The following is a 13,052-nucleotide window of genomic DNA, read 5'->3' on the forward strand; positions in this document are numbered from 1 at the left end:
ACACCATGAGCAACACCAACCTCACCCCCCATGACGCGCGGCTGCGCGTCGCCGTCGACATCGGCGGCACCTTCACCGACATGGCCGCCTTCGACGAAGTCACCGGCCAGCTGCTGTTCGGCAAGGCCCTGTCCACCCATGGCCAGCTGGTCAACGGCATCCAGGCCACGCTGGACAGCGCGAACATCGACCTGCGCGACGGCCACCTGTTCCTGCACGGCTCCACCATCGCCATCAACACCCTGCTGGAGCGCAACGGCGCCAAGACCGCGCTGCTGATCACCGAGGGCTTTCGCGACATCTACGAGATCGGCCGCGTCAACCGGCCCGACGCCTACAACCTGTTCTTCAACAAGCACGAGCCGCTGGTCAAGCGCTCGCTGCGCTACGAAGTGGCCGAGCGCCTGCGCGCCGACGGCAGCACGCACAAGGCGCTGGACGAGGCCGCCGTGCGCGAGCTGGCGCGCGAACTCGGCGGAAAAAACATCGAGGCCGTGGCCGTGCTGCTGCTGCACTCCTACCGCAACCCGGCGCACGAACAGCGCGTGAAACAGATCCTGCAGGAGGAACTGCCCGGCGCCTTCGTCTGCGCCTCGCACGAGCTGAGCCAGGAATACCGCGAGTTCGAGCGCGTCTCCACCGCCGTGGCCAACGCCTACGTGGGCCCGCGCGTCTCGGCCTACCTCGGCCAGCTCGAAGAGCATTTGAGCAACAAGGGCTTCGAGGGCGACTTCTACGTGGTGCAGTCCACCGGCGGCCTGTTCCCCAGCGAGCACGCGCGGCGCGACTGCGTGCGCATGCTGGAGTCCGGCCCGGCGGCCGGCGTGATCGGCGCCCAGGCCATCTGCGCCCAGCTCGGCATGGGCGACGCCATCGCCTTCGACATGGGCGGCACCACCGCCAAGGCCGGCGTGATCAGCGAAGGCCGGCCGCTGACCACCGGCAGCGCGCTCATCGGCGGCTACGAGCGCGCCCTGCCGATCCAGATCCCGATGATGGACATCCATGAGGTCGGCACCGGCGGCGGCTCCATCGCCCGCGTGGAAACCGGCAACGCGCTGCGCGTGGGCCCGCAGAGCGCGGGCTCCATCCCCGGCCCCGTGGCCTACGGCCGCGGCGGCACCGAACCCACCGTGACCGACGCCAACCTGGTGCTCGGCCGCCTCGACGCCGACCACTTCCTCGGCGGCGAACTCAAGCTCGACCTGGCCGGCACGCAGCGCCAGATGGAAGAGCGCGCTGCGCCAAGCCCCTGGGGCTGGACACCACCGCCGCCGCCGACGGCATCCTGCGCATCGCCGTCACCCAGATGTCGCACGCGGTCAAGGCCGTGACCACCGAGCGCGGTCTGGACGCCGGCAGCTTCACCATGGTGGTCTACGGCGGCGCCGGCCCGCTGCACGCCTCGGCCATCGCGCGCGAGATCGGCATCCGCAAGGTGCTCATCCCGTACGCGCCGGGTTATTTCTCGGCCTACGGCATGCTGTTCTCCGACCTGCGCTACGACTACGTGCGCTCGGTGTTCCGCAAGCTCAACGACGTGTCCTTCGACGAGATCGAAGCGCTCTACAAGGGCATGGAAGACGAAGGCCGCGCCGCGCTCGCCGCCTCCGGCATCACGCCCGACGGCATCGTGATCGAGCGCGCCGCCGACATGCGCTACGTGGGCCAGGAGCATGCCGTCACGGTGGACCTGCCCGGCGCTTTCTTCGTCGACAAGGACCGCTCGGCCATCAAGAACCACTTCGACCAGGTGCACAAGGTGCGCTACGGCACCTCCGCGCCTCAGGAAGCGGCCGACCTCGTGAGCCTGCGCGTGACCGTGCTCGGCACCATGAAGAAACCGCCGCGCCACCATGTGGACGAAGGCGCGGCACAGCCCGAAGCCGCCGCCCTGCGCGGCACCAAGCCGGTGTACTTCCGCGCCGGCGGCTGGGCCGACACGCCCATCTACAAACGCGACCTGCTGCGCGCCGGCAACCTCATCAGCGGCCCGGCCCTCATCGAAGAACACGCCTCCACCACCGTGGTCCAGCCCGGCGACGAACTGCGCGTCGACGGCCTGGGCAACCTGCAAATCGCCATCGGGAGTGACCGCTCATGAACACACGAGACCTGCCCAGCACGACGGTTGACCCCGTCACCGTCGAGATCATCCGCAACGGCCTCTTCGCCGTGACGGAGGAGATGAAGACCAACCTCACGCGCACCGCCTACAACCTCATCATCTATGAAGCGCTGGACTTCACGGTGGGCCTGTTCACCAAGGAAGGCGACACCGTCTCCATCGGCCTGGGTCTGCCCATGTTCATCCGCGGCATGGCCGAGACGGTGAAGGCGAAGATCAAACATTTCGGTGTTGAGAACATCAAGCCGGGCGACATCCTCGTCACCAACGACGCCTACACCACTGGCAGCCACCTGAACCACTTCACCTTCACCATGCCGGTGTTCCACGAAGGGCAGCTCGAAGGCTTCACCTGCTGCATGGCGCACTGGCTCGACGTGGGCGGCACCCTGGGCAACGTGACCACCGACATCTTCAGCGAAGGCATCCAGATCCCGATCGTGAAGTACCAGCGCGAAGGCGTGGTCAACCAGGACCTGATCGACATCATCGCCATGAACGTGCGCATGCCCGAGCGCGCGCTGGGCGACCTGCGCGCGCAGATCACCGCCATCACCACCGGCGAGCGCCGCTACGTGGAGCTGCTGCAGCGCTACGGTGCCGACGCGGTCAACGGCTCGATCCGCCAGATCATGGACTCCAGCGAGGCCGTGGCGCGCAAGAACACGCTGTCGATCCCCGACGGCGTGTACGAAGCCGAGTCCTACATGGACGACGACGGCCTGGAGATCGGCAAGCGCATCCCCATCCGCGTCAAGGTCACCGTGAAGGGCGACGAGATGACGGTGGACCTCTCCGACGTGAGCAAGCAGGTGCGCGGTTTCTACAACTCGGGCTTCACCACCGGCATCGCCTGCGCGCAGGTGGCCTACAAGTGCCTCACCACGCCCACCGACTACCCGGTCAACGACGGCAGCTTCCGCTCGCTCAAGGTCATCATGCCTATGGGCACCGTCATCAGCGCCGAGCGCCCCTACCCGATGCGCGTGTGGATGACCTTCCCCATGACGGTGATCGACACCATCTTCAAGGCGCTCGCGCCCGCGATTCCCGACCGCGCCATCGCCGGCCACCACGCCGACCTGGTGTTCCCCAACATCCACGGCATCTCGCCCGAAGACGGCCGTTTGTTCATCGTGGGCATCGGCCCGCTGGGCGGCGGCTGGGGCGCCAAGAGCACCGAAGACGGCGTGTCCGTCACCGTCTGCATCAACGACGGCGACACCCACAACAGCCCGACCGAACAGCTCGAAGCCAAGTACCCGGTGCTGGTCGAGAAGTACGAGATCCGCCAGGACAGCGCGGGCGCCGGCAAGTACCGCGGCGGCCTGGGTGCCGAGATGGTGGTGCAGGCGCTCTCGCCCTTCACCGTCACCACCCGCATCGACCGCGTGCACTGCAAGCCCTGGGGCCTGGAAGGCGGCGGCGACGCCATGGGCAACGGCCTGGCCGTGCGCCACAAGGGCGAGTGGAAGAGCGACCACCTCAACGCCAAGATCTTCAACGTGCGCCTGGAGCGCGGCGACGCCTACAAGATGCTCTCGGGCGGCGGCGGTGGCTTCGGCAGCCCGCTGGAGCGCGAGGCCGAGAAGGTGGCCGAGGACGTGCGCGAAGGCTATGTGAGCGCCGAGGTGGCGCGCGAGGTCTACCGCGTGGCGCTCGACGGGCAACAGCAGCTCGACGCCGCCGCCACGGCCCGGCTGCGCGCCGCCGCCGCGCAGGCCTGAGATGGACGCCGCCACCGTGGCCGCCGCCGACCCCCGCGCCGCCCGCCTGCTGGGCCTGTGGAGCCGCCTGAGCGCCCAGCACGTCACGCTGGGCTCGGGTTGCGGCTGCGGCGTGGGCGGGGTCAGCGTCTCGCTGCAGGACTTCGAGCTCGACATCGCCGACTACCTCTGGGCCGAGAGCGAGCGCCTGGGCGTGCCCAGCGTGGAGGCCTTCCTGCTGCAGCCCGGGCCGATCGCCGAACAGCGCCAGCCGGTGATGCAGCTGCTCACCCGCCTGGAAGCGGGCGAGGCCGACGAAGCCGATGCCGACTGGCTGCTCACGCGGCTGGCGCGCACGCTCGAATCGTTTGCCAAGCTGCATGGCCCCATGGGCGAGATGTCATGACGAAGGCTGTGCCTGTCACCGTGCTCACCGGCTTCCTCGGCAGCGGCAAGACCACGCTGCTCAACCGCCTGCTGCGCGAGCCCGGCATGCAGGGCACGGCCGTGGTCATCAACGAGTTCGGGTCCGTCGGGCTCGACCACGACCTGGTCGACCACACCGAAGAGAACATGGTGCTGCTGGCCAACGGCTGCATCTGCTGCACCATCCGGGGCGACCTGGTGGAAGCTTTCGAGCGGCTGGCCGCCACACCGGCCGCGCAGCGTGGCGAGCTGCGCCACGTGGTGCTGGAGACCACCGGCTTGGCCGACCCCGCGCCCATCCTGCACACGCTCATGGGCGACCCGCGCCTGCAGGGTGCGTGGCGCCTGGCGGGCGTGGCCTGCACCGTGGACGCCTGCCACGCCATGGCCACGCTGGACCAGCACCCCGAGGCCGTGAAACAGGCCGCGGTGGCCGACCGCCTGCTGCTCACCAAGACCGATCTCGCGGCGGCGCCCGAGCTCGAACCGCTGGTGCAGCGGCTGCGCGACATCAACCCGCTGGCCGAGATCCGCACCGACGCCGACGGTGCCCTGAACGCCCTGCAGGCCTTGCTGGCGCGCCCGGCCGCCGCCTTCACCGCCGTGCCCGACACCGGCCGATCGAGTTTCTTTCCCGCGTCCGGCGGGCACGGTGCCAGCCGGCACGACGACCGCATCCGCTCGCACGTCATCGTGCGCGATCGGCCGCTTTCGCGCGAAGGCTTCTTCGCCTGGCTGGACATGATCGCGAAGATGCGCGGCGACGACCTGCTGCGCGTCAAGGGCATCGTGCACCTGGACGACGACCCGGAGCACCCGCTCGTCATCCACGGCGTGCAGCACCTGTTCCACCCGCCCGAGACGCTGCCGCGCTGGCCCAGCGACGACCGGCGCACGCGCATCGTGTTCATCACGCGCGGCATCGATGCCGAAGACATCGACGCCACGCTGAGCGTTTTCGAACGGCGCCGCGCGCGCCGCACCCCCGCCCCTCAACCCGATTGACCACAAACCCGAAGGAGACAGACATGAAGTGGATGAAGCATTGGATGACCGGCCTCGCCCTCGCCGCCGTGGGCGTGGCACCCGCCCTGGCCCAGGGGAAATTCCCCGACAACATGATCAAGCTCATCGTGCCCTTCGCGGCCGGTGGCGGCGTGGACGGCGCGGCGCGCCTGCTCGCCAAACAGCTGCAGACCGACCTGGGCGTGACCGTGGTGGTGGACAACCGCGCCGGCGGCAGCGGCACCATCGGTGGCAAGGCGGTGCAGACCGCGCACCCCGATGGCTACACCCTGCTGTTCTCGGCCGCCACGCACGTGCTCGCCAGCCACGTGCTGGCCACGCCGCCCTACGACCCGGTGACCGACTTCACCCCCGTGGCCCGCACCGGCGAGGCGCCGCTGCTCATCGTGATCCCGCCCACCGCGCCGCAGAAGAACCTGCGCGAGGTGATCGACGCGGCCGGCAAATCCGGCAACCACTGGAACGCCGCCATCCCCGCGCTCGGCGCGCCCAGCCACCTCGCCACGCTGCTGCTGGCCAAGCAGGGCAAGGTCAACTTCACCATGACGCCCTACCGCGGCACGGCGCCCGCCGCCACCGACGTGGCCGGCGGCCACGTGCAGGTGCTGGTGGATTCCATCATCTCGCTGCAGCCCATGGCCAAGGGCGGCCGCGTCAAACCCATCGCCCAGACCGGCGCCAAGCGCAGCAGCATCGCCCCTGATGTGCCCACGGCCGCCGAGAGCGGCTACCCCGGCCTGGTGTACGTGTCCTGGTACGGCGTGTGGGCGCCCAAGGGTACGCCGGACGACCGCGTGCAGTTCCTCAACAAGGCCATCAACAAAGCCACGGAAGAACTGGCCAAGGCCGGCTCGCTCGCCTCGCTGGGCGTGGAGCCGGTGGTGGAATCGGTGGACACCTTCCGCAAGTACATCGCCAGCGATGTGGCGCAGAGCGCGGGCTTGTTGAAGGAGGCCGGGTTCAAGCCGGAGTGAGCGTCCTTCAACAGCCCACGGCCTGCCCGTCGCGCCGGGGGTCGCTGGCGGCCACGTAGCCCGCCCCTTCGCCGTCCAGGCGCCAGATGAACTGCCCGGCGCCGAAGTCCTGGTAGGCGTCGTCGATGGTCTTCACGCGGTGGCCGCGCCGCTCCAGCTCGGCGACGGTCTGGCGGTTCATCGCGCCTTCGACGTTGATGTCCAGGCCCTGGTCGAAGCGCCAGCGCGGCGCGTCGCAGGCGGCCTGCGGGCTCTGGCCGTAGTCCAGCATGCGCGCCAGCGTCTGCATGTGGCCCTGCGGCTGCATGTTGCCGCCCATCACGCCGAAGCTCATCACCGGCTGGCCGCTATGGGTGAGGAAGGCCGGGATGATGGTGTGGAACGGCCGCTTGCCCGGCTGCACGGCGTTGGGGCTGCTGGGGTCCAGGCTGAAACCATGGCCCCGGTTCTGCAGGCTGACGCCGAAGCCCGGCTCCACGCAGCCCGAGCCGAAGCCCATGTAGTTGCTCTGGATGAAGCTCACCATCATGCCGTTCTCGTCGGCCGCCGTGAGGTACACCGTGCCGCCGCGCACCAGGTTGCCGGCGCCGAAGGTCTGGGCGCGGCCCATGTCGATCAGCCGCGCGCGGGACGCGAGGTAGCCGTTGTCCAGCATCTGCTCGGGCGTGACCTGCAGGTGGCGGCTGTCCGCGACGTGTCGGTACACGTCGGCGAAGGCCAGCTTCATGGCCTCGATCTGCAGGTGCTGCGAGTCGGCCGAATCCACCGGCAACGACGCCAGGTCGAACTGCGCCAGGATGCCCAGCGCCATGAGCGCGGCGATGCCCTGGCCGTTGGGCGGTATCTCGTGCAGCGTGTAGCCCCGGTAGTCGCGCGAGATCGGGGTGACCCATTCGGGCTGGAAGCTGGCCAGGTCCTGTTCGCTCAGCACGCCGCCGGCGTCCCTCACGAAACGCACGAGGGCCGCCGCCACCTCGCCGCGGTAGAAGGCTTCGCCCCGGGTCTCGGCGATGGCGCGCAGGGCGCGGGCCGCCGCGGGAAAGCGGAAGCGCTCGCCGATGTCCGGCGCGCGGCCGAAGGGCAGGAAGCTCTGCGCGAAGCCGGGCTGCGCCGCCAGCTCGGGCGCGCCGGCCTTCCATTTCTGGTGCACCACGGGGGGCACGCCATAGCCGCCCTCGGCCGCCTCGATGGCGGGCTCCATCAGGTCGGCGAACGGCAGCTTGCCGAAGCGCGCATGCAGCGTGGTCCACGCGGCCACGGCGCCGGGCACGGTCACCGCGTCGACGCCGCGCTTGGGCGGCGTCTTCGGGTCTTCACCGTACTTGCGGCGGAAATAGTCCGTCGACCAGCCGGCCGGCGCCGGCCCCGAGGCATTGAGGCCATGCAGCCCCTGGCCGTCCCACAGGATGCAGAAAGCATCGCTGCCCAGCCCGTTGCTCACGGGCTCCGTGATGGTCAGCGCGGCGGCGGCGGCGATGGCCGCGTCCACCGCGTTGCCGCCCTTGAGCAGCATGCGAAGACCGGCCTGCGCGCCGAGTGGCGTGGAGGTCGACACCACGTTCCTGAAAAAGCCCGGCAGACGGACGCTCGCGTAGGGGTTCTGAAAATCGAAAGGCAGGTTCATGTCAGTCCCGATTCGGGGCCGGCGACCACTTGCCCGGCCTTGATGACCAAGCGGTGGTGGCGCCGATCCGCCACTTGTTCGATCTGGGTGAAGGGATCGCCGCGCACGATCAGCATGTCGGCGATGTGGCCGGCCACCAGCGCGCCCCGGTCGGGCAGGTTCAACAGGTCGGCCGCCAGCGAGGTAGCGCCGACCAGCGCGGCCAGCGGCGACATGCCGCAGGCCACCATGTAGCGCAGCTCCTGCGCGTTGTTGCCGTGCGGGTTGCACAGCGTGCCGGTGTCGGCCCCCATCACGATGCGGCCGCCGGCGCGGTAATACAGGCCCACCGATTCGCGGTGCCGCGCGGCCACGCGCTGCGCCTTGGCCAGCGACGCGGGCGACACGGCCTGCGGGTTCAGCAGCACCTGCTCCACCGCGGCCAGCGTGGGCACCAGGAAGATCTGCCGCTCCAGCATCAGGCGCACGGTCTCGTCGGTCATGAACATGCCGTGCTCCACCGAGGTCACGCCCGCGCGCGCGGCGTTCAGGATGCCCTGGGTGCCGATCGCATGGGCGGCGGTGGGCTTGCGAAACCGGCGGGCCTCGGCCACGCCCGCGGCCAGCTCTTCCTCGGTGTACTGCGCGTCCTCGATGTCGGTGCCGGCGTGCAGCACGGCGCCGGTGGCCATCAGCTTGACGCAGTCGCAGCCCGCCAGCAGCTGCTCGCGCACCGCCTTGACGACCTCCTGCGGGCCGTCGGCCACGCGCGCGATCTTCCACTTGGTGCCGCCCGTCATGCAGATCACCTTGCCCGACACCCGGATGTACGGCCCGAGGAAACGCCCGGCGTTGCAGGCGTCGCGCACGGCGAACTCCACGTGGTCGACGCCGCCGCAGTCCCGCAGGGCCGTGATGCCGCCGCGCAGGGAGGCCTGCGCGTTCTCCAGCGCCTGCAGCGTCAGCGCCGCGTGGTCGTTGCCCTGCCCGGTGACGGTCTTGCCGTCGCCCGACATGGTGAGGTGCACATGGCAGTCGATCAGCCCGGGCAGCAGGGTGTCGCCGCCGAGGTCGAAGCGCGGCCCCTGGTAACCGGTGAAGCGGTCGGCCGGCCCCACCGCGTGGATGCGGCCGGCTTCCACCAGCACCGCGTGGCCCGTGGGCAGGACATCGCGCCCGTCGAAGACGGTTCCGTTTTCATACAGCATGCGTCAGTCGGCCTTGATGTTGGCGGCCTTGACCACCTTGGCCCACTTGGCGTACTCGCTCATGACGTAGGCCTGGGCTTCCTGCGGCGTGCCGCGCATGACTTCCACGCCCAGGCTCTGCCACTTCTCCTGGGCCTCCGGCGTGTTGACGGCGTCGTCGATGAGCTTGTTGAGCTTGAGCACGACATCGGGCGGCGTGGCGGCGGGCGCCATGATGGCGTACCAGGCCTCGAAGTCAAAACCCGGCACGCCCGCCTCGGCGATGGTCGGCAGATCCCAGCCCTTGCTGCGCTGGGCGCCGGTCACCCCCAGGCCGATGAGCTGGCCCGATGCGATGGACGGCTTGATCACCAGCGGGCTCACGAAAGCCACCGGCACGCGCCCGGCCAGCAGGTCGGGCATGAAGGCGCCCGTGCCCTTGTACGGGATGTGCTGCATGTTGACGCCGGCGGCCAGCTTGAACAGCTCGGCCGCCAGGTGCGGCGAGGTGCCCGGACCGCCCGAGGCGTAGTCCACGCCGGTCGGCTTGCTCTTGAGGTAGGCGATGAGCTCCTTGACGTTCTTCACGCCCAGGGACGGGTGCGCCACCAGCACCAGCGGGCCTTTGGCCACGATGGAGACGGCGGTGTAGTCGCCGACCTTGTAGGACGACGCGGCGCCGAAGATCGACGGGTTGACCGCGTAGGTCATGCCGTGCAGCACCAGGTTGTGGCCGTCGTGCGGCTGTCGCAGCACCGAAGCGGTGGCCAGGTTGCCCCCGGCGCCCGGGATGTTTTCGATCACCACCTGCTGCCCGAGGCCGGCGCCCAGCTTGGGGGCCAGCGTGCGCGCGAAGGTGTCGTTCGGACCACCCGGCGCCACCGGGACCACGAGGCGCACCTGGCGCACCGGGAAGTCCGTGGCCGCCGCGCTGGACACCAACCCGGCAAGGACCGCACCGAGGGTCGCCTGGACCCATGTCTTGACCATCTGATTCATGAAAGTACTCCATTTGCCCGCAGAGAACCCGCGCGCCCGGGGGCAAACCAGGGCGCAGCACATCGCGCTTTTTCTTGTCTTCCTCTACCGACCGCCGAGACGTTTCCAGGGTGGAGCGACTTGAGCCTGAAGCACAAGTCAGGCCTGCCCGTGGTCCACCTTCCAGGCATGGCCGCTGGCGTCCACATGCACCGTGTCGAAGTGCAGCGGCACGATCACCTGGGAGTCGGGCGAGGTGGTGTTCACCTCCTGCACAAAAGTCTCCGCCTGGGCCAGCGCCTCGGCCTGCGAGGCGCCATACGGCGCGGTCTGCACATCCCAATGGGTGGCGATCACGAGCTTGGGCAGGCCCAGTCGGCGCAGCAGGCGGTCGGTGTAGTCGCGCACATGCAGCCGGGGGCGCGCGGCGGGCACCAGCGCGATCGTGGCGTCGATGTCCAGCAGGTCGCGCTCGATGTAGTTCATGGAGCCGAACACGACGATGCGGTGCCCGCCCCAGCGGATGTAATAACCCATCGTGCCGCCTTCGCAGTAGTCGATCATGCGCAGCGGCCGATCCACATCGCGCGGCACCTCGCCCCATTCGAAGTAGCGCTTGGCCGCCAGCGGCGAGTGCAGGCTGTTCACCACCCGGATGGCGATATCGTCGAACTGGTAGTCCTCGCCGCCCTTCACCGTGATGAGCTGCTGCTCGTCCACGCCGTTGGCGCGCGCGATGTTGGTGGTGCTGTACGTCCCGATCACCAGCGCGCCGGTCTTGCGCGCGATGTGCGGCATGTCCATGCAATGGTTGAAATGCGAGTGCGAGATGACGATGTAGTCGGCGCTGTCAATGTGCCGGTCGACCAGCCCGGTGTCGGACGACAACACGTCCTGCGGACGAAAGATCGGCCGCGTGTCGCCGGGGGAGATCGGGGCGTCGGGGTCGCCGAAGGTCTTGCCCGCGTAACGCACGCGGGAGAAGTAGGGGTCGACCAGGAGCACCGTTTTGCCGTCGGTGATCCGCCAGCCCGCGGCGCCGAAATGGGTGAGCTGCAAGGCGCACGTTTCAACGGATTTTTTGTCGCTCATGACCGCTTCTTTTTGATGGATGAGCGCCCATTCTGCGGACGGTTCAGTGATACTTCTAATACCGTTTTGCTATTTATTGATAGCTCAAAGATATCAACATGATCGAGTTGCGCCAGCTGCACCAGTTCGTCGCCGTCGCTGAAGAGTTGAACTTCCGCCGGGCGGCCCTGCGCCTTCACATGTCGCAGCCGCCGCTGTCCCATGCCATCAAGCGCATTGAAGAAGCGGTCGGCAAGCCCCTGTTCGACCGGGGCCGGCGCCACGTGCGGCTCACCCCGGTCGGCGAGATCTTCCTGCGTGAAGCGCGCCGCACCTTGGCGCAGGCGGCCCACGGCATGAGCCTGGCGCAGCGGGCCTCCGACGGCACCGCCGGCAGCATCCGGCTTTCTTTTGTGGCCAGCGCCGCGCTCGGGCCACTGCCCGATCTCGTGCTGCTCTTTCGCAAGGAGTACCCGGGCGTCGAAGTCCTGCTGGACAGCGACACCACCGGCGGGCAGCTGGAGGCGCTGCGGCGAGGGGCCACGGACATCGCCCTGATCGTCGCGCCGCTGCAGGACTCCAAGGGCCTGGTCGTCGACCACTTCAAGGAAGAAAAGATCGTCATCGCCCTGCCGTCCTGGCACCCGCTGGCGTCGCGCAAGTCGATCCAGCTGAGCCAGGTGCGCACCGAGTCGTTCATCTCGTTCCCGTTCTCGGCGGGGCCCGGCTTCGAGAGCATCTTTCTCGCCGCCTGCCAGCGGGCCGGCTTCTTTCCGAAGGTGGTGCAGGAGGTCTCCCAGATGGTGACCAAGATCATGCTCGTGGCCAGCGGTGTCGGCGTCGCGCTGGTGCCGAGCTCCTTCGCCGCGATGCAGATGCCCCACGTGACCTACGTGCCGGTGCTGGAAGGCCGGCGTCCGCTGCGCTACAGCCTGGCGTTCGCGACGCAGGCGCGGCGCGACAACCCCCTGGTCGAATCGTTCCTGGCGCTGGCTTGCGGCAGCCAGCCTCGCGGGTGACGCCGCGCGCTCCGTCAGAACACGGACAGCCCGGTGCGCGAGGCGAAGAGTTCCAGCGCCTGCATGCCCAGCAGCGAGTTGCCCGTGGCATCCAGCGCGGGTGACCACACGCACAGGCTCAGGCGGTCGGGCACCACCGCCACGATGCCCCCGCCCACGCCGCTCTTGCAGGGCAGGCCGATCCGGAAGGCGAACTCCCCTGCCGCGTCGTAGGTGCCGCAGGTCAACATCAGCGCGTTGATCCGGCGCGTCTGGCGCTCGCTCAGCAGGGGCTCGCCGCTGAAAGGGTGGCGGCCGTCGCGGCACAGGAAGCCGGTGGCGCGCGCCAGCTGTTGGCAGCTCATGCGCACCGCGCAGTGGTGGAAATAGGCGTCCAGCACGGCCGCGACGTCGTTGTCGATCTTGCCGAAGCTCTTCATGAAGTTGCCCAGCGCGATGTTGCGAAAGCCCGTCGCGGCCTCCGATGCCGCCACCTCCTCGTCGAAGTGCACCGGCTCGTTGCACAGGCTGGACACCAGCTCCAGCATGGCCGCCTTGGGATCGCCCTGGCTGACCAGCCGGTCCGTGACGGCGATCGCGCCGGCGTTGATGAAGGGGTTGCGCGGCGTGCCCTGTTCGGCCTCCAGCTGCACCAAGGAGTTGAAGGGGTTGCCGGAGGGTTCCCGTCCGATGCGTTCCCACAGGCGCTCGCCCATGGCTCGCATGCCCAGGGTCAGGGCGAAGAGTTTGGAAATGCTCTGGATCGAGAAGGGGGTGGCGCTGTCGCCGGCCTGCGCCTCCTCGCCGTCGCAGGTGCGCAAGGCGATGCCGAACTGCGCCGCGGGCACGCGCGCCAGCGCGGGAATGTAGTCGGCCACCCGGCCCTGCGCCCCCAGGGTCGGGCGCAGGGTGGCGACGATGTCCTCGAGGATGGGCTGGAATTGCATGGGGCGAT

10 protein-coding genes and 1 pseudogene are annotated in these 13,052 nt (G+C 69.1%); 6 read left to right on the forward strand and 5 right to left on the reverse strand.

Annotated elements, in window-relative coordinates:
* Positions 1-5: 5 nt before the first annotated feature.
* The 5 genes and pseudogenes from ACFJGX_RS04160 (at position 6) to ACFJGX_RS04180 (ending at position 6,260) form a co-directional block, all read left to right on the forward strand.
* Positions 6-2,104: pseudogene (locus tag ACFJGX_RS04160) on the forward strand (hydantoinase/oxoprolinase family protein).
* The gene (locus ACFJGX_RS04165; protein WP_382322608.1) at positions 2,101-3,855 is read left to right on the forward strand and encodes a hydantoinase B/oxoprolinase family protein; all 1,755 of its coding nucleotides are present in this window, start codon (positions 2,101-2,103) and stop codon (positions 3,853-3,855) included. The pseudogene ACFJGX_RS04160 and the gene ACFJGX_RS04165 overlap by 4 nt, the downstream one beginning before the upstream one ends.
* A gap of 1 nt (position 3,856) precedes the next feature.
* Entirely contained in the window at positions 3,857-4,240 is a 384-nt protein-coding gene (locus ACFJGX_RS04170; RefSeq protein WP_382322607.1) for a hypothetical protein, read from the forward strand.
* Positions 4,237-5,265, forward strand: coding sequence for a CobW family GTP-binding protein (locus ACFJGX_RS04175; RefSeq protein WP_382327811.1), 1,029 nt, complete (start codon positions 4,237-4,239; stop codon positions 5,263-5,265). The genes ACFJGX_RS04170 and ACFJGX_RS04175 overlap by 4 nt, the downstream gene beginning before the upstream one ends.
* A 32-nt stretch (positions 5,266-5,297) precedes the next feature.
* Positions 5,298-6,260 (forward strand): Bug family tripartite tricarboxylate transporter substrate binding protein, encoded by a 963-nt coding sequence (locus ACFJGX_RS04180; protein WP_382328600.1) that lies wholly within the window; start codon positions 5,298-5,300, stop codon positions 6,258-6,260.
* Between the two features lie 7 nt (positions 6,261-6,267).
* Here the strand turns inward: ACFJGX_RS04180 and ACFJGX_RS04185 are convergent, their stop codons facing one another.
* The 4 genes from ACFJGX_RS04185 to ACFJGX_RS04200 form a co-directional block, all read right to left on the reverse strand.
* On the reverse strand, positions 6,268-7,884 hold the full coding sequence (locus tag ACFJGX_RS04185; protein WP_382322603.1) for a gamma-glutamyltransferase family protein: 1,617 nt from the start codon (positions 7,882-7,884) through the stop codon (positions 6,268-6,270).
* On the reverse strand, positions 7,881-9,071 hold the full coding sequence (locus ACFJGX_RS04190) for an amidohydrolase family protein (protein ID WP_382327813.1): 1,191 nt from the start codon (positions 9,069-9,071) through the stop codon (positions 7,881-7,883). The genes ACFJGX_RS04185 and ACFJGX_RS04190 overlap by 4 nt, the downstream gene beginning before the upstream one ends.
* Positions 9,072-9,074: 3 nt before the next feature.
* Positions 9,075-10,049 carry a Bug family tripartite tricarboxylate transporter substrate binding protein gene (locus ACFJGX_RS04195; RefSeq protein WP_382327815.1) on the reverse strand — a complete coding sequence of 325 codons (975 nt, stop codon included), beginning with the start codon at positions 10,047-10,049 and terminating at the stop codon, positions 9,075-9,077.
* A gap of 138 nt (positions 10,050-10,187) precedes the next feature.
* Positions 10,188-11,120, reverse strand: coding sequence for an MBL fold metallo-hydrolase (locus ACFJGX_RS04200; protein ID WP_382322602.1), 933 nt, complete (start codon positions 11,118-11,120; stop codon positions 10,188-10,190).
* A gap of 98 nt (positions 11,121-11,218) precedes the next feature.
* On the opposite strand from ACFJGX_RS04200, the gene ACFJGX_RS04205 reads away from it, so the two are divergent.
* The gene (locus ACFJGX_RS04205; protein ID WP_382322601.1) at positions 11,219-12,118 is read left to right on the forward strand and encodes a LysR substrate-binding domain-containing protein; all 900 of its coding nucleotides are present in this window, start codon (positions 11,219-11,221) and stop codon (positions 12,116-12,118) included.
* Between the two features lie 14 nt (positions 12,119-12,132).
* On the opposite strand, the gene ACFJGX_RS04210 is transcribed toward ACFJGX_RS04205, so the two are convergent.
* Entirely contained in the window at positions 12,133-13,044 is a 912-nt protein-coding gene (locus ACFJGX_RS04210; RefSeq protein WP_382322600.1) for a glutaminase, read from the reverse strand.
* Positions 13,045-13,052 lie beyond the last annotated feature (8 nt).

Source organism: Hydrogenophaga sp. UC242_50, assembly GCF_042697355.1.
In the GTDB taxonomy this organism is placed as follows: Bacteria; Pseudomonadota; Gammaproteobacteria; order Burkholderiales; family Burkholderiaceae_C; genus Hydrogenophaga.